This window comes from Nocardioides sp. Root122 (assembly GCF_001425025.1).
GTDB lineage: Bacteria > Actinomycetota > Actinomycetes > Propionibacteriales > Nocardioidaceae > Nocardioides.
This window is the reverse complement of record NZ_LMDE01000010.1, coordinates 430,539-454,390: the sequence shown is the minus strand read 5'-3', so window position 1 is coordinate 454,390 and position 23,852 is coordinate 430,539. Positions and strand designations below refer to the sequence as shown.

17 protein-coding genes are annotated in these 23,852 nt (G+C 71.5%); 5 read left to right on the top strand and 12 right to left on the bottom strand.

Annotated features, from left to right (window positions below):
• Nucleotides 1–62: 62 nt before the first annotated feature.
• Nucleotides 63–518 carry a hypothetical protein gene (locus ASC64_RS11230; RefSeq protein WP_156385142.1) on the bottom strand — a complete coding sequence of 152 codons (456 nt, stop codon included), beginning with the start codon at nucleotides 516–518 and terminating at the stop codon, nucleotides 63–65.
• A gap of 32 nt (nucleotides 519–550) precedes the next feature.
• A complete protein-coding gene (locus ASC64_RS11225; RefSeq protein ID WP_056907612.1) occupies nucleotides 551–1,468 on the bottom strand; it encodes a phosphotransferase family protein in 918 nt (305 codons plus the stop codon).
• 57 nt (nucleotides 1,469–1,525) lie between these two features.
• On the opposite strand from ASC64_RS11225, the gene ASC64_RS11220 reads away from it, so the two are divergent.
• Nucleotides 1,526–2,347: a class I SAM-dependent methyltransferase gene (locus ASC64_RS11220; RefSeq protein ID WP_056907895.1), complete on the top strand. Its 822-nt coding sequence runs from the start codon at nucleotides 1,526–1,528 to the stop codon at nucleotides 2,345–2,347.
• Here ASC64_RS11220 and ASC64_RS11215 read toward each other — a convergent pair.
• The 4 genes from ASC64_RS11215 to ASC64_RS11200 all read right to left on the bottom strand — a co-directional run bounded on the left by ASC64_RS11215 (nucleotide 2,282) and on the right by ASC64_RS11200 (nucleotide 7,693).
• Nucleotides 2,282–4,525, bottom strand: a complete 2,244-nt coding sequence (locus ASC64_RS11215; protein WP_056907611.1) for a transglutaminase family protein — start codon at nucleotides 4,523–4,525, stop codon at nucleotides 2,282–2,284. The genes ASC64_RS11220 and ASC64_RS11215 overlap by 66 nt on opposite strands.
• Nucleotides 4,522–5,718: a DUF58 domain-containing protein gene (locus ASC64_RS11210; protein WP_056907610.1), complete on the bottom strand. Its 1,197-nt coding sequence runs from the start codon at nucleotides 5,716–5,718 to the stop codon at nucleotides 4,522–4,524. Before ASC64_RS11210 ends, ASC64_RS11215 begins: the two co-directional genes overlap by 4 nt.
• 17 nt (nucleotides 5,719–5,735) lie before the next feature.
• A complete protein-coding gene (locus ASC64_RS11205) occupies nucleotides 5,736–6,713 on the bottom strand; it encodes an AAA family ATPase (protein ID WP_235563678.1) in 978 nt (325 codons plus the stop codon).
• Nucleotides 6,714–6,790: 77 nt separating this feature from the next.
• The gene (locus tag ASC64_RS11200; RefSeq protein WP_056907608.1) at nucleotides 6,791–7,693 is read right to left on the bottom strand and encodes a DUF3068 domain-containing protein; all 903 of its coding nucleotides are present in this window, start codon (nucleotides 7,691–7,693) and stop codon (nucleotides 6,791–6,793) included.
• Between the two features lie 127 nt (nucleotides 7,694–7,820).
• Here ASC64_RS11200 and ASC64_RS11195 point away from each other — a divergent pair, with 127 nt between their 5' ends.
• Both ASC64_RS11195 and ASC64_RS11190 read left to right on the top strand, forming a co-directional pair.
• Complete coding sequence (locus tag ASC64_RS11195) at nucleotides 7,821–9,680, top strand: hypothetical protein (RefSeq protein ID WP_156385140.1); 1,860 nt, start codon at nucleotides 7,821–7,823, stop codon at nucleotides 9,678–9,680.
• Entirely contained in the window at nucleotides 9,677–10,954 is a 1,278-nt protein-coding gene (locus tag ASC64_RS11190) for an acyltransferase family protein (protein ID WP_056907606.1), read from the top strand. Before ASC64_RS11195 ends, ASC64_RS11190 begins: the two co-directional genes overlap by 4 nt.
• On the opposite strand, the gene ASC64_RS11185 is transcribed toward ASC64_RS11190, so the two are convergent.
• Both ASC64_RS11185 and ASC64_RS11180 read right to left on the bottom strand, forming a co-directional pair.
• The gene (locus ASC64_RS11185; protein WP_056907605.1) at nucleotides 10,858–14,919 is read right to left on the bottom strand and encodes an alpha-(1->3)-arabinofuranosyltransferase domain-containing protein; all 4,062 of its coding nucleotides are present in this window, start codon (nucleotides 14,917–14,919) and stop codon (nucleotides 10,858–10,860) included. The two genes, ASC64_RS11190 and ASC64_RS11185, sit on opposite strands and share 97 nt — an antisense overlap.
• Before the next feature lie 14 nt (nucleotides 14,920–14,933).
• A complete protein-coding gene (locus ASC64_RS11180; RefSeq protein WP_235563676.1) occupies nucleotides 14,934–15,677 on the bottom strand; it encodes a class I SAM-dependent methyltransferase in 744 nt (247 codons plus the stop codon).
• A gap of 56 nt (nucleotides 15,678–15,733) precedes the next feature.
• On the opposite strand from ASC64_RS11180, the gene ASC64_RS11175 reads away from it, so the two are divergent.
• Nucleotides 15,734–16,906 (top strand): glycosyltransferase family 4 protein, encoded by a 1,173-nt coding sequence (locus ASC64_RS11175; RefSeq protein ID WP_056907604.1) that lies wholly within the window; start codon nucleotides 15,734–15,736, stop codon nucleotides 16,904–16,906.
• Between the two features lie 6 nt (nucleotides 16,907–16,912).
• Here the strand turns inward: ASC64_RS11175 and ASC64_RS11170 are convergent, their stop codons facing one another.
• The 3 genes from ASC64_RS11170 to ASC64_RS11165 form a co-directional block, all read right to left on the bottom strand.
• Entirely contained in the window at nucleotides 16,913–17,785 is an 873-nt protein-coding gene (locus ASC64_RS11170; protein ID WP_056907603.1) for a decaprenyl-phosphate phosphoribosyltransferase, read from the bottom strand.
• A gap of 67 nt (nucleotides 17,786–17,852) precedes the next feature.
• Nucleotides 17,853–18,011, bottom strand: a complete 159-nt coding sequence (locus ASC64_RS22340) for a DUF2613 family protein (RefSeq protein ID WP_268788236.1) — start codon at nucleotides 18,009–18,011, stop codon at nucleotides 17,853–17,855.
• Between the two features lie 88 nt (nucleotides 18,012–18,099).
• The gene (locus tag ASC64_RS11165; RefSeq protein WP_156385138.1) at nucleotides 18,100–19,797 is read right to left on the bottom strand and encodes a hypothetical protein; all 1,698 of its coding nucleotides are present in this window, start codon (nucleotides 19,795–19,797) and stop codon (nucleotides 18,100–18,102) included.
• Between the two features lie 25 nt (nucleotides 19,798–19,822).
• Here ASC64_RS11165 and ASC64_RS11160 point away from each other — a divergent pair, with 25 nt between their 5' ends.
• Nucleotides 19,823–21,091 carry a lipopolysaccharide biosynthesis protein gene (locus tag ASC64_RS11160; protein WP_156385137.1) on the top strand — a complete coding sequence of 423 codons (1,269 nt, stop codon included), beginning with the start codon at nucleotides 19,823–19,825 and terminating at the stop codon, nucleotides 21,089–21,091.
• On the opposite strand, the gene polA is transcribed toward ASC64_RS11160, so the two are convergent.
• A complete protein-coding gene (gene polA, locus ASC64_RS11155; protein WP_056907600.1) occupies nucleotides 21,085–23,817 on the bottom strand; it encodes a DNA polymerase I in 2,733 nt (910 codons plus the stop codon). The genes ASC64_RS11160 and polA overlap by 7 nt on opposite strands.
• Between the last annotated feature and the right edge of the window lie 35 nt (nucleotides 23,818–23,852).

Genomic DNA, 23,852 nt, shown 5'->3' with positions numbered 1-23,852 from the left:
CGCGAGTCCAACCGGGGCGCCACGCTCGGGCCACGCTCAGCATGGTGGAGCGACCGGACCCGTCACACCGGGTCGCGCAGCCCGTCTTCTGCGACCTCGGCGGACGGTTCCTCGCGGGTCGCGGGCCGAGCGACGATCTCGAGCAGGTACAGGAAGAACGCGGCGGCCACGAGACCGAACGCCATGAGGATCGCACCGTCGAGGTCCGGCACGTAGGACTGGAGCGCGTCCTGCTGCGACACCCATCCCAGGAACACCGCCGCGGTCGCCGACGCCGCCACCCCACCGATGCTCCCGTGACGTCGCAGGACGACGAACGGCCCCACGACGAGGAGGAGCAGGGAGAGGGCGAGGGCCGGGAGGTAGACGTCGATCGACATCGCGAAGCGCCCACCCGCCTCGAGGTCGTACTCCGGGACGGTGGTGCGCGGCAACAGGTAGAGCCCGCGCAGCAGGACTGCCCAGCCGCCGAGGAGCAACGCCGTCGCCCCTGCCCTCGTCGCCGTACGCCCCGTCATGGCGCGAGGCTAGCCGTTCCGGCGTGCCGGAGTCACTCCTGGCGCGCCGCCGTGGTGGGTGGGGGCGCGTGCAGATCGCCCGTGCGTGCCACCGCCCGGAGGAGCGCGTCCGCCCGCTCGGCGACGGGGTTCGCCGCCGGGCGGGAGGCCAGCTCGGCCAGGGCCCACAGGTCGGCCGCGCGGGCCCCGTCGCGGAGGTCGTCCGGGCTCCCGCCACGGAGGTCGGTCCAGGCGGCCAGCACGGCCTCGACGTAGGCGGGGTGGCGCTCGAAGCGCAGCAGGTTGCCGACGTCGGTCCACGGGTGCCCCGCGTGGGAGAACTCCCAGTCGAGCACGGCGCTGACCGTCAGCGTACGTCGATCCACGAGCACGTTCTTGGGGTTGAGGTCGCTGTGCACGAGGCACGCGCGGCCTACCGTGTCGAGGAGGTCCTGGGCGTCGTCCGCGACCCCACGCAGTCGCGACCGGTCCTGCTCGGACCACGCGCCCAGGTGCAGGTCCACCCACTCCGCCAGCCCGCCGTGCGGGAACTCTCCCAGCGCCAGGTCCGCGCCGACGAACGGACCCGGCCGGACCATCGGCATCCCGGCGAGCGTGCCGGCAACGTGCCCCAGCGACGCCCCGAGACGGGACAGACCCTCGACGTCGCCGGCAGCGGCGAGGTCGGTGACCACGAGGTCGCCGCGCTCCCCCGGCCGCCACTCCGTGACGAGCAGCCCGGGGAGGCCCTGGGCGGGCTCGGCGCGACGCACCTCCACCACCGCGGGCACCGGGAGGAGACCCCGCACGAGGTGCAGCACCGCCGCGTCGATCTCCGGGGCCACCTCGCCACGCGGCTCCCCGGGTGGGTAGACGCGCACCACGGCGCGCTCACCGGCGACGTCACTGAGGAACGTACGCCCTGAGTGTCCGCCGGCGAGCGGGGTCAGGGAGGTGCCGCGGTCGTCCACCGGGAGATGGTGGCACGGGCCTGCGCCCTGCCGCCGCGTCCCCCGTACGCTCTCGGTGTGGAGGACCACCTGCCCCAGTCCGTCCGGGTCGAGCGTCGTCCCGTCACCGAGCACGAGTCCCGGAGCGCCAACGGCCCCGACTGGGACCGCTACGCCGACGAGTACCAGGCGACCCACGGCGCCTTCCTCGGTGACGCCGGGTTCGTGTGGGGCCCGGAGGGCCACACCGAGGACGAGCTGGCCATCCTGGGAGACGTCCGCGACCTCGACGTGCTCGAGGTCGGCAGCGGCGCCGGGCAGTGCTCGCGCTGGGTCCGCACGCACGGCGGCCGCGGCTTCGGGCTCGACCTGTCGCACCGCCAGCTGCAGCACTCGCTGCGCCTCGACGAGGAGACCGGCGTGGGCGTCCCGTCGGTGCGCGGGACGGCCACCGACCTGCCCTTCGCCGACCGCAGCTTCGACATCGTGTTCTGCTCGTTCGGCGCACTGCAGTTCGTCAGCGACATCGACGTCGCGGTGGCCGAGGCGGCCCGGGTGCTGCGACCCGGGGGCCGGTTCGCCTTCTCGGTGACCCACCCCACGCGCTGGATGTTCCCCGACGACCCGGGCGAGGCCGGCCTGACCGCGACCCAGTCCTACTGGGACCGCACCCCCTACGTCGAGGTCGACGACGCGACGGGCGTGGTGTCCTACGTCGAGCACCACCGCACGCTCGGCGACTGGGTCCGGCTGCTGCACGGGGCCGGGTTCACGCTGGCCGACCTCGTCGAGCCGGAGTGGCCCCAGGACCACGACCGGGTCTGGGGCGGGTGGTCACGCGCCCGCGGGCTGCTGACGCCGGGCACCGCGATCTTCGTCGCGCACCTGACGCGCAGCTGAGTCCGCGCGTGAGCGGTTGCGGGCCCAGCCGGCCAGCAAGGACGCCGGGTTGAGGTAGGACCACAGCCGGTGCCGCAGGTCGACCTCGCGGACCAGCTCGCGGCGCAGCACCATGCAGGTGTCCCAGAACTCGAGAGCGTCCGTGCCATCGGCTGGACGGGCCGCGAAGACGGCGCCGTCGGCGCGCCGGGCGAGGTCGAGCCCGACACCCAGGCGGGAGGCCTGCGCGACGCGGCTCCAGGTGTCGGGCACCGGCGTGCCGCGGTCGCGGGCGGCGTCGAGCACCTCCTGCCAGCCGTTGACGTAGGGCGCCGACCACGACGACGTACGCCGCCGGCGGACGCGGCGGAGCAGCTTGACCACCGGCACGAGGAGCAGGGCGAGGAGGATCAGGGCGACGAGGGACCCCATCAGGAGCAGGACGACCTGCCACGGCGAACGTGACGAGTCCTCGGCGGTGCCGTCGGTGATCGGGGCGCCCTCGGGCAACCGGATCTCCTTGTCCCTCCCCTTCGCCGCCTGCTGCAGCTGGTCGCGCACGAACGCGTCAGCATCGTCCGACTCCGTGGCGTCACCTCCGTCGGCGAGCACGTGCGAGCCCACGTAGCGATCGGGGTCGAGGGGACGCCAGGTGCCGTCCGCGAACTGCAGCTCGACCCAGGAGGTCACGTCGCCGTGGTCCACGACGCCGCGTCGCCCGACCTGGGCGCCGGTCACCACACGGGCCGCCACGCCGAGCCGGGACGCGCCCAACGCCATCAGGGCGCTGTACTGGAAGGGCGACCCGACGACCCGAGGCGTCCCGAGCATCCGGCGCCCGAGGTCGTCCGGGGTCTGCGAGACCTCGACGCCGTAGCGCACGTTGCCGTTGAGCCGGAGGTAGCGGGCCAGGAGCAGCACCCGTTCGATGGGCAGCAGCTCCTCGCGGTCGAAGGGCCGCAGGTAGGCGTCCAGGAACGACCCCACGGGCTGCTGCTGGGCGTCCGTCGGCTCCCGGACGGCGTCGCGACGCGTCCACGTGTCGTCCCCGACGACCGACTCGAAGGAGTAGCGGTCCCGGACGTCGACGCCGTCCACCACCAGCGCGGTGGCCGTGCTCTGGTTGTAGCGGACGTCCGACGCCTCGGTCCGGCCCGGGTTCCACGCGAAGTCGATGCTCGTCAGCTCGCCCACGAGCGGGAGCCAGTCACTGTCGTAGCCGGAGCGGAGCCTGACCCGCACGACCACCGTCCGCCCGGGGTGCAGGGGCGCCACCTCGTGCCCGATCCGCTTGTAGGTCCCGTAGCCGTCGGACCCAGGTGACTCCTCCGCCGGCACCCATCCCTCGGAGCTGTAGAGATCGAGGACGGCGAAGCGCAGGCGCTGCCCGTCAGGGACGCCGGAGGCCTTGAGGAGGACGTCCTCGCCCTCGCGCTCGGGAGGTAGTGCGGAGGACGCTGCCGCGGAGACCAGCGGGGTGTTGTCGCTCCCTCGCAGGAGCACGCGGTCGGCGTGGTCGTCGTCGGGCACCAGCAGGCTCACCAGTCCGGCGAGCAGGGCGACGGTCACGACTGCGGTGAGCGCGGAAGCCACCGATCCCCGAGCGGCGCCGGCCAGGGACTCGCGTCGACGTGCCCTGACCGCCGACCACGCGACGAGCACGATGGCAACGAAGATGCCCCGCACCACCAGCAGCGTCGGCACGAGCACGCCGAGCGGGATCGTCGCGCCGAGCGCCAGCACGAGCGGCACGACTGGCGCGAGCGGCCGGGACGTGCCGAGGGCGAGCCAGGCAGACGCCATCGTGGCGAAGAAGCCGATCAGGTACGGCACGAGCAACAGCTCGCCAGTGGAGTCGACGGGTGGCACCGTGCTCACCAGCGTCGTGGGCGCGCTGATGCTCTCAGCCAGTACCCGGCTCATGGCATCGAGGGACGGCACGACGAAATGCCCCGGCTCCCGCAGGGCGACGACCGCCCCGAGCGGCGAGAACATCACCAGCGCAGCCAGGGAGAACCACCAGCCACCCTCGTGGAAGCGTCGGGCCACCAGCACCATCACGAGCAGCAGCGCCACCGGGGCCAGGCCGGCCACGAGGTACCTGCGGTCGACGAAGGTGTCGTCGAAGATCGAGAGGATCGTCGCCATCATCACCGCGACGACGATGACATCGGCGCTCGCGCCGCGTTGCGTCCTCATCGTCGCGCCCGCGCCAGGAGCTCTTGCAGCCGCGCGAGGTCGGGCACCGACAGCTCACGGAGCGTCCCGCTGTCGCGCATGGTCGCGTCGTGCTCGCTGTCGGCGCGTACGACGAGCCAGTCCGCCCCACGGCCGAACGACTGCGCCGCCGCGTCGAGCTGCACCAGGTCGCGGGCGGCCCCGGTGACCTGGACGACGAGCCCCGTCCCCGCGATGGTCTCGGCCGCGGCCGAGGCGTGAGCCTGGTAGGAGTCGACGGCGTCACCGACGAATCGGCAGGCGACGTCGGTCATGGCCGCTGCGTGCCGGCTGCGAGCGAAGTGCGGGCCGCAACGCAGGTAGGTGTCGAAGTCGTCCCGCACGGCCCGCAGCGCGATCGAGGTCGCCACCGAGACGGCGAGCTCGAAGTCCCTGAGCCGGGGGTAGGAGTCCCGGGTGGCGTCCAGCAGCACCGTGACGTGCCCGCGGCGGGTCTCGTGGAACTGTCGCACCAGCAGCTCGCCCGCCTTGGCCGATGAGCGCCAGTGCACATGCCGCAGGTCGTCACCCGGGACGTACTCGCGAAGGGCGTGGAAGGCCAGGTCACTCATCGACGGCCGCTGGCTGGTGGCACCCTCGAGGTCGTTGGTCAGCCCGCCGGCGAAGACGGCGAGGTCCGTGACCCGCGGCGAGACGAACAGCTCCAGGACCTGCCCGCTCCGGAACCGCCGCGCGACGAGCCCGACGGGGTCGCTCTTCTCGTAGGTGACGGGGCCGACGATGTGCACCCCGCGGGGCACGTCGGGAAGCGTGATCTCCTCGGTGTGGCGGGCGAACGGTCCCAGGAAGGGCAGGCGCAGCTCGACCCTGTGACGTCCCACGGGGACGACCACCTTGGGGAACAGCATCGGGGCCGCGCCCGCCTGCACGTCCACGAGCGCGCTCGGCGATGCGCTGCCCTCGACCACACGGTGGCGTCGCAGCGTGACCTCCGCAGTCGGCGTCCCGGGGAGCAGCTGCCAGAGCAGCCCGAGGAGCAGCAGGCCCAGGGACAGCACCGCGAGCTGCGTGAACTCGTGCCAGTGGAACCACTCGGACAGGACCGCAGCGAACGCGCCGACGGCCACGACTCCGCGGCCCAGCGGCGTGAGGATCCGCCACGGTGCCGTCAGCCACGACGCGGACGGCCGGGCACGCCGCCTCTCGGCGCTCACTGGGCGGGCCGGTGTGCTCACGCGTGGTCGCGAGGCACCGAGACCTGGGCCAGCAGGTTGTCGATGACCTCCTCGGGGGTGACACCACCGAACGCGGCGCCCGACGCCATCAGCAGGCGGTGGCCGAGGACGGGTCGCGCCAGGGTCGCGACGTCCTCCGGCACGACGTGGCCGCGCCCCTCCGCGAGGGCCCACGCCTTGGCGGCGCGGATCCATGCCAGCGATCCCCGGGTCGACAGCCCGATCCGGACGTCCGGCACGTCGCGCGAGGCCTCGGCGAGGCGGCGTACGTAGCTGATGATGGCCCGGTCGACGTGCACCATGTCGGCCAGCTGGGCCATCTGGGTGATCTCGGACGCTCCGACGACCGGGGTCAGTCCCGCCGCCCGGTCGCGTACCCGCGACTCAGCCAGGAGCGCCTCGGTCGACTCGGCGTCCGGGTGCCCGACGCTGGTGCGCATCAGGAAGCGGTCGAGCTGGGCCTCGGGGAGCTGGTAGGTGCCCGCCTGCTCGATCGGGTTCTGGGTCGCGATGACCATGAACAGCCGGCCCACGTCGTGGGTGCGGCCGTCGACGGTGACGTGCCCCTCCTCCATGACCTCGAGCAGCGCGGACTGGGTCTTGGGCGAGGCCCGGTTGATCTCGTCCGCGAGCACCAGGCTGTGGAAGACCGGCCCGGGGTGGAACGTGAACTCCCCGTGCGCCTGGTCGTAGACCGTGACGCCGGTGACGTCGGAGGGCAGCAGGTCGGGCGTGAACTGGATGCGCGCGAACGAGCAGTCCAGTGACTTCGCCAGCGCGCGCGCCAGCATCGTCTTGCCGGTGCCCGGCAGGTCCTCCAGCAGGAGGTGGCCGCCGGAGACCAGGCACGTCAGTGCCAGGCGTACGACGTGCTTCTTGCCGAGGACTGCCGACTCCACGTTGTGCACGACCCGCTCGAACGTGTCGGCGTACCAGCGGACGTCGTCGGTGTGGACGGTCGCCATGTCAGTCATGCGGACGAGGAACTACCTCTCGAGTCGGCTCGCGGGATGGTGCGGCGGGGCAGGCTCGGCCCGCCCCGCCCACTGCCTCAGGCTGCCGACTCCTCGCGGCCCGCCGCCCGCACCAGGAAGGCGCCGACGAGGAGCGCGAGGATGCCGCCGATGATGCCGACGAGCGGGACGGTGCGGGTCAGGAGGCCCAGCTGCTGGCCGTTGTCCTCGGCGTCCTTGACGTTGGCCGAGACCTGGTCCTCGGTGAAGGCGAGGTTCATGTCAAGGATGGTCGAGCCGTCCTCGAGCTTGCGCACCTCGTGCTGCGTCTGGTTGATGATCGCGCCGGTCGTCGGGTCGATCCAGAGGTACTTGTCCTGCGAGTACACGCCGTCCACACCGTCGATGACCTCGGTGGAGGCGTTCTCGACCAGCACGTGGTAGCGGTAGGTCTCGAGACCGTCCTGGTCCTCGGTCCCGTCGTACTCGGCGTCCACGGCCTCGCCGAGCATGCCGTCCCAGTAGGGGTACGTCTTCTTCTCGGCGTCGAAGGGCCACTTGTTCACGAGCCCCTCCTTCTCCTCGGCGCTCGGCGGGAGGTACTTCGAGTCGTTGACGGCCATGCCGTCGGAACGGTCGGTGGCGAAGACGTCGGTCGACGCCGTCACGAGCCGGCCCTCGGGGTCCTGGGCGTCGACACAGTCGGGCACGCTGCCGCTGCCGTCGTCGACGATGAGGCAGGTCGAGTTCGCGAAGACGATGACGTCGTCGTCGGAGAGGTCCGAGTCGGCCTCGGTGATGCTGGTCGCGACGATGTCGATGTTCTCCACCTCGCCGGTGGCCGGGTTGAGCTTGTCGGCATTGCCCGACAGACGCGTGGTGCTGTCGGTGTCGAGCGGAGTCCGCTTGACCTGACCAGGAGCCCACACGGCGGCCATGAGGCCGATGACGATCAGGAAGGTCCCGAGTGCCAGAAGCACCCAACCGATGATCTTGCGCACGACGGATATCCCTCCAAGGAACGACGAGTCGCCGAAGGCTACCAACAAGTAGGCAGCCTGTCTGCCATATCCGCGCCGCCTTTTGAAGAGCCCGTGATGCAGTGCCGGCTCTGCCTATAGTGCCCCCGTGACGATCCACCGCGAGCCGACCCGTCGCAGGATGGCCACCGACCTTCCCGTGCGCAGCGAGGCGTCGCGTCCCGGCTCCGGATTCGCGATCTGGGGCGTGTGCCTGCTGCTGGTCTCGGCTCACACGGCCTTCCGCGCCTGGGCTGCGCTCGGTGCCTGGTTCCAGGAGGACGACTTCGAGTTCCTGCGCTTCAGTCTCGAGCAGCCGTTCAGCCTCGACTACCTGATGACGCCGCACAGTGGGCACCTGATGCCCCTCGGTCGCCTCCTGATCGACCTCTCGGTCGCCGGCGGACTCTTCGCCTGGCCCGCCACCGCGGCCGTCACCATCGTGTTCCAGGCGCTGGTCGGGCTCGCTGCGGTCTGGATGCTCCGCACGCTCTTCGGGCTCCGGTGGGGGATCGTCCCGCCCCTCCTGGTCTTCCTCTCCTCCCCCATCACCATGCCGGCCACCGTGTGGTGGGCGGTCGCCGTCAACCAGCTCGGCCAGCAGCTGGGGCTGCTGGCCGCCATCACGTGCTGGGTGCTCTACGAGCGGTCCGGCCGGCGCGCCTGGTCCGTGCTGACCCTGGCCAGCGTCGCCGTGGCCCTGGCCGCCGACATCCGCGGTCTCGCCATCTTCCCGGTCCTCGCTGCCATCTCGTACGGATGGTTCGCGACGGGCGGTCCCGTGAGCCGGTTGACGACGCTCGTGCGTCGCCACTGGCTCGCCGCCCTGGTAGCGGCGGGCGTCGGCCTGGGCACGATCCTGTACTACGCGGCCTACGTCCCGCTCGTCACCCAGGAGCGTGACTGGGGCCTCCTCGGTCCTCTCGCCAGCAGCATGCTCGGCACTGCGTACGCCACCGGGATCATCGGCGGGCCGTTCACGTGGATGTCGCCCCAGGCGCCGGCCGCGTTCGCGGACCCGCCCGTGTGGTTCGCCCACCTCTCCTGGGTGGTGCTCGCGGGCATCGCGACGCACGCGTTCCTCACGCGTCGTCGTACGCTCCGGGCGTGGGCGCTCCTCGGCGGCTACCTGGTGATCCTGCTGCTGCTCCTGTGGTCGAGCCGTGCACCGTTCGTCGGTCCCGTCGCCGGTGCGGAGTACCGCTACCTCACCGACGCGGCGGCCATGACGGCGCTGGCCCTCGGCCTGGTCTACCTGCCCCTCTCCGGGGCCGCCGGGTCGAGCGAGCCGCGCCCGGCGCCGATGTTCACCCCCCGCGTGCCGGTCGCCGCAGCCGTGGCCCTCGCCGTGGTGGTCAGCGTGTCCGGGGTGTACTCCTCGATCGGCTTCGCCAGGATCTGGCACGACTTCACCCCGCCGCGCGACTACGTCCGCGAGCTCCAGTCCGAGCTGCGGGAGACCGGCCCGTTGGCGCTGGCCGACACCGGACTGCCGGCTGACGTCGTGGCACCGATCATCTGGTCCGAGGACCGGCTCCCGCGCCTCGTGGGCATGCTGTCGCCCGACTCGCGCTTCCTCGAGGCGGCGCACACCTTGGCCGTCGTCGACGACGGCGGTCACCTCACCGCCGCCGACCTCCGGACGGTGCGCACCACCATGCCCGGTGACGTCGCCGGTTGCGGGTGGCAGGTCGACGACGGCACGCAGAGCATCCCGCTCGACGGGCCGGTGGTGGACGGGACGTGGTGGATGCGGATCAACTACCTGGCGCCGAGCGAGAGCCCGGTGCGCGTGGTCGCCGGCGGCGCGTCGGTCTCCAGCGTGCTCAGGGCAGGACTCAACCAGCTCTACGTCCGGGTCGAGGCCGGTTTCGACTCCGTGCTGCTCCTGGGCATCGACCCATCGCTGACCGTCTGCGTCGACAAGGTCGAGGTGGGAGACCTGGTCCCTGGAAGGCCGTTGACATGACACACACCACCGACTCCGACCCCGACGCCACCGCGCACGCCGCCGACTCCGCCCAGCAGCTCGACCACGTCCGCCACCAGAGCGACGGCGGCGCCACGCCCATCTTCCCCGTCCTGGACCCGTTGCGTGCGGTCGGCGCCTTCGCCGTCGTCCTCACCCATGTCACGTTCTGGACCGGCGACTACTTCCGACACGGGATCGTGGGTCGCATGCTGCCGCGCCTCGATGTCGGGGTGGCGCTCTTCTTCGTGCTCTCGGGGTTCCTGCTCGCCCACCAGTACTTCGCGGCGGCGCAGCGGGGGCGTCCGCACGACTCGAGCCTGCGCTACTACTGGAAGCGATTCCTGCGCATCTACCCGCTGTACGTCATCGGCGTGGTGCCGGCCATGGTGTTCGTGGAGGCCAACTCCGACGCCGGTGCCGGCGCCTGGGCCAAGGCGCTGACGATGAGCGACATCTACCTCAGCGATGCCCTGCGACCCGGCCAGACGCAGATGTGGAGCCTGGCCACGGAGGTCTCCTTCTACCTGGTGCTGCCGCTCCTCATGGTCGTCGTCGGCGCGACCGGCGGTCGGCGGCCGACCACGCGACGGGTGATGGGGCTGGCGGTGTCGCTGGTCGTCCTCAACCTGGTCTGGACGCTGTCGGTCAACGAGCGCCTGCGCGACGCGGGGGTCGGCCTGGCGTCCCAGTGGCTGCCCAACTACCTCATGTGGTTCACGGCGGGCCTCGCCCTGGCCTGGGCGCACGTGCTCGTCACGCGCTCGAGCGGCGCGCCGCGCCTCTACTGGCTCGTCGCACTGGCACGACAGCCCGGGGTCTGCTGGGCGATCGCAGGCAGCCTGCTCGTGGTCGCGGCAACGCCGTTGAGCGGCCCCATGCTCTTCGACCTGCCCACCCCCGCAGAGGCCCTCACCCGTCAGGTGCTCTACGCGCTGATCGGCGGCGTGCTGGTGCTCACCGGGGTGTTCGCCGACCCGGAGTCAGGCTATGCGCGATTCATGTCGCGCCGGTCCGTGCGCCGCCTGGGCCACATCTCGTACGCCGTGTTCTGCCTGCACCTGGTGGTCCTGCACCTGGTCTACTGGGCGACGCCCTACACGATGTTCGAGGGCAACGACCTGCTTCCCGTGCTGGCGCTCACCCTCGTCATCACGGTCCCGTTGGCCGAGCTCGCCTACCGTTTCGTCGAGACGCCGGTCATGCGGCTGCGCCACGTCGGCTCGGCAACCCCCAGCAGCACCCCGCCCAGCGCGACCACGCTCAACAGCTGAGGCCAGGCGCCGGCACCTGCCCAGTAGTTGCCCCAGGGGTGCACGGCGTAGAAGAAGGCAGCAGCCACCACTGCCGAGGCGAGCAGGGCGTCGCGCACGTCCGGGAACCGCCGCCCCAGCGGTACACCGACGGCGTAGGTGACCAGCAGCACGGCGAGGCCGCTCCACCCGGCCAGCAGGCCCACAGCGACCGCGGCGACCGCCGTCCACACGACAGGATGCACCTCGGCAGGTCCCACGGGACCGGGTCGGTCCTTCGGTGGACGACGCCACCAGAACAGCACGATCCCCAGCAGTGCCAGCGCGGTGATGAGCCCGGCGAGCAGGCCCCACCTGTAGCCGGCCTCAGGTGCGTAGCGCTCCACGACCGGGCCGGCGCCACCGTCGTCGAGCAGCCAGCCCTGCTGCCACCCGTCCACCCGCACGGCCGTGAGCGCCGTGCCGTCGCGCTCGGCGGTCCAGCCGCGGTTGCCGTTCTCGCGGAATGCGAGGACCGAGGATCCGGCCGGCGGACGTGCGGTGCGCGAGTCGGCGTCGTGCCCGGACCACGGGACCGGGGTCGAGCCGGAGGAGGTCCACGACGGAGTCCGGAGCACCAGCCGCGTGGCGCTGAAGACGTCGCTGCTCTCGACGTCGACGTCATTGATGCCGTCGTGCAGGCGAAGCGTCTGCCCACCGCACAGCACGGCGGGCAGCTCCTCGCCGCGGAAGATGCCGGCCGGGGAGGTCGTGACGCGCGTCGTGTGGCGGACGCCGTCGACGGTGACGTCCGGTCCGGAGCCGCAGGGCAGCTCCCGCTCCTGCTCGGGCGGCGCAAGGCTGGTGAAGGGAGCGCCCTCGATGCGCATCTCGCCGATGGCCGCCGCCAGCGACGTGACCGACTGGTCGAAGCCGATGCTGCTGGTGAAGTCCGTCTGCAGGACCTCCACGTCGAGGAAGTCGGTGCGCACAGCCGGGATCTCGGCCCGCCCCGACGCGTCGACGTCGACCTCCTGCGAGCCGCCGCGGTAGGTGAGCCGCACCCGGGTCGGCAGACGCCCGCCCGTGGCGGGGTCGATGCTGACCGTGATCCCCGTGACCCGGGAGCGACCCACCCAGCGCACCTCCAGCGTGGGACGGAAGTCGCCGCTGCTCGCCATCCACGCGGTGCCGGGGTCCCCGTCCAGGGCGGCGAGCGCCGACGCCCGCACGTCGGGGACGGCCTGGCTCGACGACGTCACGCTCACCGGGAGGTCCTCGAGGAGTGCCTCCTCCACGACACGTCCGGCGCGGGGGCGGACCCAGAGGTCGGCGTCGTACGCCTGGTCCGCGGGGAGCTCCAACCGGCGCCGGAAGCCGGTCTCCTCCTCCCCCGCCACGTTTCGACCCGGCTGGCAGCGCACGTCGTCGTCCACCTCGACACATCCCGTGCGACCGTCCTGCGCGGCCGTGAGGAGGATCGCATCGGGTGTCCCCCACACCTCGGGAGTGCTGGGCAGCTGCAGACGCTTCTCCACCGTCACGCCCGGCACCTCGACCTCGGCCAGCGCGGCCGGGACGTCGGCTGCCTGGCCGACGGTCTCCACGCGCAGCCACGAGGTGGGCCCCTCGGGGAGCGTCACGCTCGCTCGCTCGGCGGGGCCGAGGTCGACCGCCTCACTGGGGCCGTTCTCGGTCACCACACGCACGGTCTGGAACGACGGCGCGCTGATGCCGCCGACCAGCGACACGCTCGCAAGGCTCTGCTGGGACGCCAGCTCCAACGTCCAGGTCGGGCGATCGTCGTCGCTCGGGTTCGACGCCCACTGGGTCGAGTCGTCACCATCGACCGCCGCGAACGCCGACTGAGCCGGTCGCGCGCCCCCCGCACCGTTCGCGTCTCCCATCGAGCTGGACGCAACGACGGACCTGGCCCCGTCCAGGACCGCTCGAGTGCGCCACCGGTCGTCGCCCTTGTTGACGTAGAAGTCCTTCGTGGGGTGCTCGCTGTGGCGCGGCTCGTCCGGGAGCGTCGTGGCCGAGTAGCCGTCGTGGAGCTGCCCGAAGAAGCGCTCGCGGTCGCGGTAGCCGTCGGTGAGGACCAAGGGACCCGACGGCGCCACGTCCTGGTCTGCATCGGTCGCGAGCACCGTCGGTTCCTCGTCGAGGACGCCCGCGTCTGCGAGGTCGAGCAGGGACTCGGGTCCGCCCACGACGACAGGGAGCTCGTCCGACGCGACGGCGCCCGGGCCGCCGGCCTCCACCTCGTAGATCTCGATCGCGCGGTAGTTGGTCTGCCACCCGCCGTTGATGACGTTGCGCTCCCCGTCCTCGAGGAGATAGGCGGCGCTGCCCAGGTCAGGTCCGAACCCGGTCAACCGGCGCAGCCCCGGCGACCCGTCCAGGGCCTGGTGCAGCAGGACGGTGTCGGGGATGTCGGGCGCCTTGATGACGTCGTTGCGCACGACGAGGTAGCGCACGCCGGCGCGCGCGAGGAACGGCGCGAGGCCCCGCGAGGGACGACCCTGCGCCAGGCGCTCCTCGACGGCGTCGAGCGCACGGATGTTGCCCGGAGGGACGAACGGGATGTTCGACCTCACCCCGAAGCGTCCCTCCTCGACCAGGAACTCGAGGGGTTCGTCGTTGGTCGAGCCCCAGACGAACTGGGCGACCCCGATCCCGGGCGACATCAGCGCCGCGCCCTCGTCTCCTTGGGCGTCGAGCCACGCGCCCGCCTCCACCCAGTAGTCCGGCACCTCACCCACGAGCCTGTCGGGAGCCATCCGGCCCACGATGCCGGGAAGACCGGCGCCGAGGACGGCGACCACGGCGAGCCAGGCAACGGAGCGGTACGCCGCGGGTGAGGCCTCGACCGATCGACGGGCGCCCGGCAGGACCGATGGAGCCTTCAGGCCGTCGATCAGCATGGCCAGCCCGAGCACCAGCGGAAGCCGGATGATCGGGTCGAACTTGTGCACGTTGCGGGCGGCGGCGAGGACGCCGTCGAGCGCCTCGTGGAGCTGTGGGGCGAACCAGCCCTGCACCGCGCCCAGGTGCCCCATGCCCACCATCAGCAGGCCCAGGAGCAGGCACAGGGCGAGGAAGAACCGGTGCTGGTTGTCCCGCCGCATCAGCCCGAGGAGGCCGAGCATCAGGACCACACCGCTGTTGAGCGCGAGGTAGCCGTCGGTGACCAGGTCGTTGCCGGCCCTCCAGCGCGTGTCGAGGTACGGCAGCCAGTGGGAGGTGCCCCGCAGCGAGTCGAAGAGCGTCGTGGGGGTCGTGGTGAGGGTCGCGGACTCGATGAAGTCCAGGAACGGCGGGCTGTAGGCACCGAGCAGGAACAGCGGGATGAGCCACCACAACGTGCCGAGCGCGGTGAACACCGGCCACCACAGCATCAGGCTGCGCTTCCGCGGCCCGCGACTGCGGGTGAGCAGCCAGATCGCGGCAACGGGGATCACAGCGAAGCTCGCGGTGGCGTTGACCCCACCGGTCATGGCCACGGCCAGGGCAGCCAGAGCCGCTGCGCGCCGGGGCGATCCCCGCGTCGATCCGATGACGAGAGGAAGCAGGACCCATGGCGCGAGTGCCGATGGCCACGCCTCGATCGAGATGGTGCCCACGGTCGTGAGCATGCGTGGCGACAGCGCGTAGGCGAAGGCTGCCAGCACGCAGGCCAGGTGCGAACGCACGCCCAGCGCTCGTGCGACGTACGCCGTCCCGCTGAATGCGACCGCCAGGACCAACGCCATGAACAGCCGCTGCACGGCCCAGCCCGGGATGCCGGCCGCGGTTCCCAGCGCGAAGAAGGGACCCATGGGCCAGAGGTAGCCGTAGGCCTGGTTCTGGAGCTGACCGATCGCGCCGTTGGAGTCCCACAGGTGGAGCCCACGCTCGAGGTAGTGCCAGGGGTCGACGACGAGGTCGAACTTCGTGTCGAACGTCAGGAACCCGGGTGCCTGCGAGAACGCCAGGGCCACCAGGGCGAGAACGCCCGCGAGCACCCGTAGACGGAACCTCAGTGCTTCCTGATCACGATCACGAGGTTCCACGTCGCCACCTCCCTCACGAGGGGGATCCGTAGCAGGAAGTGCGCCCAGCGCGGGTTGTAGCGGGCGGTGACGTCGATCAGCTCCGTGCGGTGCTGCGACCGCGCCCAGGCCAGCCCGTCACGGACGGTCACGGGGAACAGGCTCTCGCCGAAGCGGTTCTTCGGCTCGACGCCGTTCTTGCGGCGGTAGCGGCGACGAGCGAAGTGGCCGCCGAGGAAGTGCCAGGGGGCCGTCTCGTGACCGCCCCAGGGCCCGTACCAGACCGTGTAGCTGATGAAGGCGAGTCCGCCCGGGCGCACCACCCGCAGCATCTCCTCCGCGACCTGCCACGGGTCCGACACGTGCTCGAGGACGTTGGAGCTGTAGGCCACGTCGAACGCAGCCGTCCGGAACGGCAGTGCAGTGCCCGACCCGATGACCCGTCGACGGCGCCCCGACTCGTCGGCGAGGTCGGAGTCGACGTCGACGGAGTAGTACGTCGCGCCCGCACGGGTGAAGGAGTCGGCGAAGTATCCCGGACCGCCGCCCACGTCGAGCAGCTGGACGCCTTCCAGAGGGACGTAGCTGGCCAGCATGTCGGCGGAGTCCTCCGCCAGCACGCCGTAGAAACGGGCCGGATCGGACTGCTCGTGGCCGAACTCTCGCAGCAGCCGGACCGACCTCCGCAGGGTCGGCGCCCACGTCTCGGACGACGCTCCCAGCAGTGGCACGCGCAGACCCTACCCGACAGTCACTTGCACGTCCGGAAGACGATAGCGTCGCCCGCATGGTTCCGGCTCCCGACCTCCGCGGCAAGCACGTGGTGTGCTTCAGCTGGCGCGACACCAGCAACCCGGAGGGCGGTGGCGCCGAGCTCTACCTCGAGCGGGTCGCGGCGGGCCTGGTGGACCAGGGCGCTCGCGTGACCATCTACTGCGCAGAGCACGGCCTCGCGCCCAAGGACGAGGTCCGCGACGGCATCCGCTTCATCCGACGCGGCTCCAAGATGGCGATCTACGTCCGCGGGCTCCTCCTGCTGCTCACCCGGCGCTTCGGCAGGGTCGACGCCGTCGTCGACGTCCAGAACGGACTTCCCTTCTTCACCCGCCTCGGGACCAAGGCACCGGTGATCGTCCTGGTCCACCACGTGCACCGCGAGCAGTGGCCCGTGGTCTACCCCGGCCTGGTCGGCCGCGTCGGCTGGTTCATCGAGCGGCGGGTGGCGCCGCGCCTGTACCGCGGCTGCCAGTACGTCGCGGTGTCCACGGCGACCCGCGACGAGCTCGTCGCCCAGGGCGTCGTGGCGGACTACCTCGCTGTGGTGCACAACGGCACCGATCCGGCCCCGGAGATGACGGGGCACCGAAGTGCCCACCCCTCGCTCTGCGTGGTCGGTCGACTCGTGCCGCACAAGCAGGTCGAGCACGCGATCGACGCGTGGGAGGACCTGCGGCGGACCTTCCCCGACCTCACCCTGACCATCGCCGGCTCGGGGTGGTGGGAGCACGAGCTCACCGACCACGCCGAACGCGCCCTCGCGCGACACGGCCTCGACCTCAAGGACGGCGCCATCGTCTTCGAGGGTCATGTGTCGGAGGAGCGCAAGCACGAGATCTACGCAACAGCCTGGGCGATGGCGCTGCCGTCCCTCAAGGAGGGGTGGGGTCTCGTCGTCGGGGAGGCAGGGATGCACGGCACACCGACGGTGGCCTACCGCTCCGCGGGCGGAACGCGTGAATCCATCGCCGACGGCGTCTCCGGCCTGCTCGCCGACGACCAGGAGGAGCTCACGGCCATGCTGGCGCGGGTCCTGGGCGACGAGGAGCTGCGCCAACGCCTCTCGGAGGGCGCGCAGGAGATGAGCCACAGGTTCACCTGGGGTCGAGCGCAGCACTCGTTCGGCACGGTCGTCAGCGAGGTCCTGGAGCGGCACCACCTCGCCGGCCAGGACCCGCTGTGAGGGACCTCAGACGTCGAGCACGCCCAGCAGCACGATGACGAGCCAGGCAACGCCGATGCCCTGGAGGACCCGATCGGCCCAGATGATGTCCTCGGGCTCGGCCGCCGTGCCGGCGTCGATGTCGACGGCGTAGCGCAGCACGCCCGCGACGAACGGCGCGATCGAGATGGTGGCCCACGGAAGGGTGCCACCCGAGGGGTTCTCGAACGCCCACAGCGAGAACGCGAGGAGCGTGGCCCCCGCTGCCACTCCCCAGACGAACCTCAGGTAGGTGGCCGAGTAACGCACCAGGGACTGCCGGGTGCCGGACTCGGCTCCGAGGGTGTGGAGCTCGGAGTACCGCTTCCCGGAGACGATGAAGAGCGAGCCGAACCCGGCGACCAGCAGGAACCACTGCGAGACGTAGATGTCCGACGCTGCTCCGCCGGCGACTGCCCGCAGGACGAACCCGCTCGTCACGAGGAGGATGTCGAGGACGGGCTCGTGCTTGAACCACACCGAGTAGCCGAGCTGCAGGACCAGGTAGCCGATCATCACTCCGAGCAGCTGCCACCCAGCGAGCGCTGCCAGCACCAGGCCGGCGAGCGCGAGGACTGCGCTGACGCCGCGAGCAGCGCCGACCGAGATCTCACCCGCCGCGATCGGGCGCAACCGCTTGACCGGGTGTCGCCGATCGGCCTCGACGTCGACGCTGTCGTTGACGAGGTAGACGGCCGAGGAGAGCAGGCAGAACGCGACGCCAGCGAGAACGGTCCCCAGGAGGACCTCGGGATCACCCAGGCGGCCTGCAGCGACCGGGACCGCGAGGACGAGGACGTTCTTGACCCATTGCTTGGGCCGCAGGGCCCTGACCAGGGCAGGCAGCGGGAGCGGCGTCACCGACGGGACGTTCGAGCTCGGAGGTGCGGGCCTGCTACCTCGTCACAGAAGTCGAGGCACAGCCCGGTCACTCGGAGACGGTGCCGTACTCCAGGGTGGGCTGCTCGACGTTGCCCGGGGACTTCTCGGGCGCTGCGGTCTGGCTGGAGACGACGCCCATGAGCGTGGTGACACCCAGTACGGCTCCCGCGAGGATGCTCACGACTGGCGCAACGACTGAACCCATGATGCGTAGACCCCTTCTCGGTGACGGCAGCGCCCACCCTAGCAGGCGCTCGACCGGTGAGTAACATTTCGCACCGTGCGCCCGCATGTCATCCGAGCGTGTCGGTGCGACCGCGCTTGCGACGTGCGTGGACGACGGCCGTGCCGAGCGCGACGAGCAGCACCGCCCACCACGCGGCCCACGCGGCGACCATCGCCGTGAGGCGGCCCACCCCCGGTGGTGCCGACACAGCCGCACCGAGCTCGACGACCGTCAGCGCGCCGCCGGCGACCGTCTCCCCCGCCACCTCGGGGGACGGATAGCCGTCGATCTGCTCGGCGACCACCACCGAGACGCCGGCCGCGCGCAGGGCTTCGGCCCGCTCGGCAGCGGTCCCAGCCGCCAGTGCCCGGGCGACGTCGGCCGATCTCCGGTCCTCCCCCGCGACCGGTCGCCCCGAGACGACGAGGACGTCGTTGACGACGGTGGTGCGAGCGAGGAAGCGGGGAAGCGGGTCGAGCACCCGGCGCCCGCCGTTCCAGGCGGGAGCGCGGTACGCCACGAACGGCAGGGACAGCGCATCGCCTGCGGGGGCGTCGCGGACCGCCCCCCGGGCTTCGGCGTACGACGCGGGGTAGTCGACGGCCTCCAGCCGGCCGCCCATCCCCCATGCCACGTCGGGCATGAGGGACACCGGGACCAGGGCGATCACCACCCCCACCACCGCGCGCAGTCCGCGCTCGGCGAACCGGTCGAGGAGACCGTCGACGGCGACGGCGACGAGCGTGACGACGAGCGGCACGGCCATTCCCAGGAGGCGCGAGCCGTCCCTGAGCAACCCGCCAGCCGGCACGTGCGCGCCCAGCCACCCGAGTGCCTGGGGAGCCGCCCAGCTGAGGACGGCCGTGCCCCAGCCCAGGAGCCAGCAGAAGGTCAACGCGCCGATGCGCGGCACCGCGACCCCCCGGGCGACGCGCACCGCGCCGGCGACCGCGACGACCACCAGCAGCACCGTGAACAGCAGGCCCGCGAGGCCGAGCCGGGACTCCGGCACCACCTCGACGTTCCAGATGCCGCCGAACGACAGCGCCGCCACGGGGCCCGGCGACATCCCCTCGTCCCCGGTGCCGAACACGACAGCACCGACGGTGTCGGTCGTGGTGCTGGCCGGGGAGGTGAGGCCGGCAGCCACCCAGGGCGCATTGGCACCCACCAGGCAGAGGAGCAGGAGGAGCCGCCGCCGGGCATCCGCGCGTCCGGCGACCGCGAGTGCCACCACGGCCGTCATCAGGCCCGAGCTCGCGCTCAGGCTGCCCAGCACCACCAGCGGGAGGACGCTGCGAGGCAGTCCCTCCTCGACCGCTCGGAGCCGCACGACGAGCCACGGGAGGACGGCGTACCCGATGAGCAGGGGCCAGTGGCCCAGCACGAGTCGCTCGGCGACGTAGGGGTTCCAGGTCCCGAGCGTGACCGCCACGAGCTGGGCCGCCGTCGAGCGCTCGCGCACCAGCGCAGCGAACCCGGTGCCGGCGCCGACGAGGGTGCCGAGCAGCACGATCTTCTGGAGCAGCGCGCCTCCGGTGACCTCGTCGAGCACGGCCACCACGGCATCGGACGGGACGGCACGCGGCAGCGCCGACCCGAGCCCGAGCACGTCGCGGGTGAGGGCCAGGTCGGGCACCCAGACCATGTCGTAGCTCAGGGTGTAACCCGGGCCCAGCGCCCCGCCGAGGAGCAGCACCGAGAGGACCACCGCCCACAGGATCGGTGTCGCGCGAATCACCGCGTCGTCCGCCCGGCCTGCCACGCTAGGACACCCTAGGGTGTGCGGCATGTCCACACGAGCGCGCGACACGACGCGTGCATCGACGAGGCTGGGCGCCACGGTGCGCACCTTCCTGGACAGCAGCGGGCAGATCGCGGTGGCGATGATGCTGATGAACCTCGCGACCTACGGCTTCACGATGTCGGCGGCGAGGATCATCGGACCCGTCGCCTACGGCGCGTTCTTCGCCCTGATGAACCTCGTGCTGATCGTCAGCGTCGTCATGCTCGGGCTGCAGGCCACGGCCGCGCGCCGGATCAGCGCCGATCCGACGCACGTCGGTCAGATCGAGCGCGAGATGTTGCGTGTCTCGATCCGTGCCTCGCTCGTGCTGGGCGGGGTCCTGGTCCTGCTCGCGCCGGTGATCAACCGGCTGCTCGACCTCGACAGCCTGCCGACCGCATTGCTCGCGGCCGTGGCCGCGGTGCCCATGACGATCACGGGCGCGCAGATGGGGATCCTCCAGGGCGAGCGGCGCTGGCGAGAGCTGGCCGTGATCTACGTGCTCTCGGGGGTGCCGCGGCTCGCCGTCGGCCTGGCGCTGATCTGGTGGGAGCCGACCGAGTTCATGGCGTTCCTGGGCGTCGCCATCGGGTACTACGCGCCGTTCGTCTACGGCCTTGCCGTGCTGAGGGGCACCCGTGAGTCCGGCGAGACCCACGAGCGCCACGGCTTCCTGCCGATCATCAAGGAGACGGTGGTCAACTCCCAGGCGCTCTTCGCCTACTTCGCACTCACCAACATCGACATGCTCGTCGGCCGCTCCGTCCTCGACTCCCACGACTCCGGGCTCTACGCCGCGGGCCTGATCGTGTCGCGCGCGGTGATGTTCCTCCCCCAGTTCGTCGTCGTCATCGCCTTTCCGTCGATGTCGACCAGTCTCAACCCGAGGCGGACGCTGGTCGGCAGCATGGCGATGGTCGGATCACTCGGGGGCGCCTGCGTCCTGGCCACGGCCGTCGCACCGGACTTCGTGCTGCTCTTCGCCGGTGGGCACGAGTACGACGAGGTCATGGGGATGTTGTGGCTCTTCGCGCTCCTCGGGACCTGCATGGCGCTGCTCCAGCTGCTGGTCTACTCGGTCCTCGCTCGCCAGGGCGTCGTGTCGATGCTGCTGGTGTGGGTGGCCCTTCTCGCCGTCGTCGGCTTCGGTGCGACCGTGGTGTCCAGCGTCGCCGAGCTGCTCGGGGTGGTGCTCACGGTGGAGCTGGTGCTGCTCGCGGTGCTCCTCGCGATCAGCTTCGTGCAGCTGAGGGAGCGCGCCGCAGCTCAGTGAGCGGCGTCGTGCCAGCTGCGCCCGGAGCCGACGGACACGTCGAGCGGCACCAGCAGGTCGGCTGCGCCACCCATCTCGGCGCGGACCAGCGCGGCCAGGGCGTCGGCCTCTGCCGGTGCGACCTCGAAGACGAGCTCGTCGTGCACCTGCAGCAGCATCCGCGAGCCCAGCCCCTGCTCGACCAGTGCGCGCTCGACGCCGAGCATCGCGACCTTGACGAGGTCAGCGGCGGAGCCCTGGATGGGGGCGTTGAGCGCCATCCGCTCAGCCGTCTCACGGCGCTGGCGGTTGTCGCTCGTGAGGTCGGGAAGGTAGCGGCGGCGGCCCAGGATCGTCTCGGTGAACCCCGAGCGGCGCGCTTCGTCGACGATGCCGCCGAGGTAGTCGCGCACGCCGCCGAAGGTCTCGAAGTACTCGTCCATCAGGCCGCGTGCCTCGGAGGTGTCGATGCGCAGCTGCTGCGAGAGGCCGAACGCCGAGAGACCATAGGCGAGGCCGTAGTTCATCGCCTTGATCTTGGCCCGCTGCTCCGTGGTCACCTCGGCAGCGTCCACGCCGAAGACCCGGGCGGCCGTGATCGAGTGGAAGTCCTGCCCGGAGCGGAACGCCTCGATCAGGAGCGCGTCCTCGGAGAGGTGGGCCATGATCCGCATCTCGACCTGGCTGTAGTCGGCGGTCATCAGCGACTCGTAGCCCTCGCCCACCACGAATCCCTCGCGGATCCGGCGCCCGGCCTCCGTCCGGATCGGGATGTTCTGGAGGTTGGGATCGGTGCTCGAGAGCCGCCCGGTCGCCGCGATGATCTGGTTGTAGGTCGTGTGGATGCGCCCGTCGGAGGCCACCGTCTTGAGGAGTCCCTCGACCGTCTGCCTCAGCCGGATGACGTCGCGGTGGCGCAGGAGGTGCTGGAGGAACGGGTGCTCGGTCTTCTCGAACAGCTGCTGCAGGGAGTCGGCGTCGGTGGTGTAGCCGGTCTTGGTGCGCTTGGTCTTGGGCATGTCGAGCTCGTCGAAGAGCACGACCTGCAGCTGCTTGGGCGAGCCGAGGTTGATCTCCTTGCCGATGACGTCGTAGGCGTCGTTGGCGGCGGTGCGCACCTGGTCGCCGAACTCCGACTCGAGTCCCTCGAGGTAGTCGGTGTCGACCGCGATGCCTGTCTGCTCCATCCGGACCAGCGTGCCGATCAGGGGCAGCTCCACCTCGCGCAGCAGGCGCGTGCCGCCGTGCTCCTCGACGGCACCGTCGAGGGCGTCCGCGAGGTCGAGGACTGCGCGAGCGGTGAGCATCGCGGCGTCGCTCGCCGAGGTGTCGTCGATCGCGTCGAGGGTGAGCTGGTCTGCGTCGGCGGTGTCCTGGCGCAGCTCCCGCTTGAGGTAGCGCAGGGTGAGGTCGGCCAGGTCGTAGGAGCGCTGGTCGGGCTGCACGAGGTAGGCCGCGAGGGCGGTGTCGACCTCGAGGCCGCCGAGCGTCCAGCCGCGGGCGGCCAGCGCCAGGCTCGGGCCGTTGGCGTCGTGGACCGCCTTGGGCCGATCGGGGTCGACCAGCCAGGCGGCAAGCGCGGCGTCGTCCTCGGGGGCCAGGTCGGTGCAGTCGACGAACGCCGCCTCGCCGGTGCCGGTGGCGATCGCGATGGACTGCACGTCACCCGAGCCGGCGCGCCACGTGCCGCCGACGGCGACGCCGACGCGTCGCCCGTCGGGCGCGTGCTCGGCGAGCCAGGCCGCCACCGCGCCGGTCTCGAGGCGCTTGCCGTCGAGCTCGAAGCCGGACTCGGCCTCGAAGGTCTCGGCGGGCTCGGGGTCGATCGTCTCGAGCAGCCGGCCGCGGAGCTCGCCGCGGAACTCCAGCTCGTCGAGGAGCTCGAGGCCCTCGGTGCGGTCCCAGGGCTGTCGCGCGAGGTCCGCCGGACCGACGGGCAGGGTCAGGTCGCGCACCAGCGCGTTGAGCTGGCGGTTGCGGATCACGTCACCGAGGTGGGCGCGCAGCGCCTCACCCTTCTTGCCGGTGATCTCGTCGGCGCGGGCGATGACGTTGTCGAGGCCGTCGAACTGGTTGATCCACTTGGCGGCATAGCCCTGGCCGACGCCGGGGACGCCGGGCAGGTTGTCGGAGGTCTCCCCCACGATGGCCGCGAGCTCGGGATAGCGGTGGGGCGGCACGCCGTACTTCTCCTCGACCGCGGCCGGCGTGAGCCGGGCCAGGTCGCTGACGCCGCGCATCGTGTAGAGGACGGTCGAGTCCTCGGTGACGAGCTGGATGGAGTCGCGGTCGCCCGTCATGATCAGCACCTGCATGCCCTGCTCCAGCCCCTGGGTGGCGAGCGTGGCGATGATGTCGTCGGCCTCGTAGCCGTCCATCGACAGGTGCTGGATGCGCAGCGCGTCGAGGACGCGGCGGATCAGCGGCAGCTGGCTGCCGAACTCGTCCGGGGTCTTGTTGCGCTTGGCCTTGTAGTCGGAGTACTGCTCGAGGCGGAAGGTCTGCCGTGACTTGTCGAAGGCCACCGCGACGTGGGTCGGCACCTCGTCGCGCAGCACGTTGACCAGCATCGAGGTGAAGCCGTAGACCGCGTTGGTGTGCTGGCCGCTGGCCGTCGCGAAGTTCTCCACCGGCAGGGCGAAGAACGCACGGTAGGCCAGGGAATGACCGTCCAGCAGCAGGAGGCGGGGGCGCACGGTCTCACTCGTCTCAGGCACGTGCGCGACTCTAGTCGTCGACGCCGACATCCGAGCCGGGGGTGAGGCCGGGCCTCGTCGGAGGG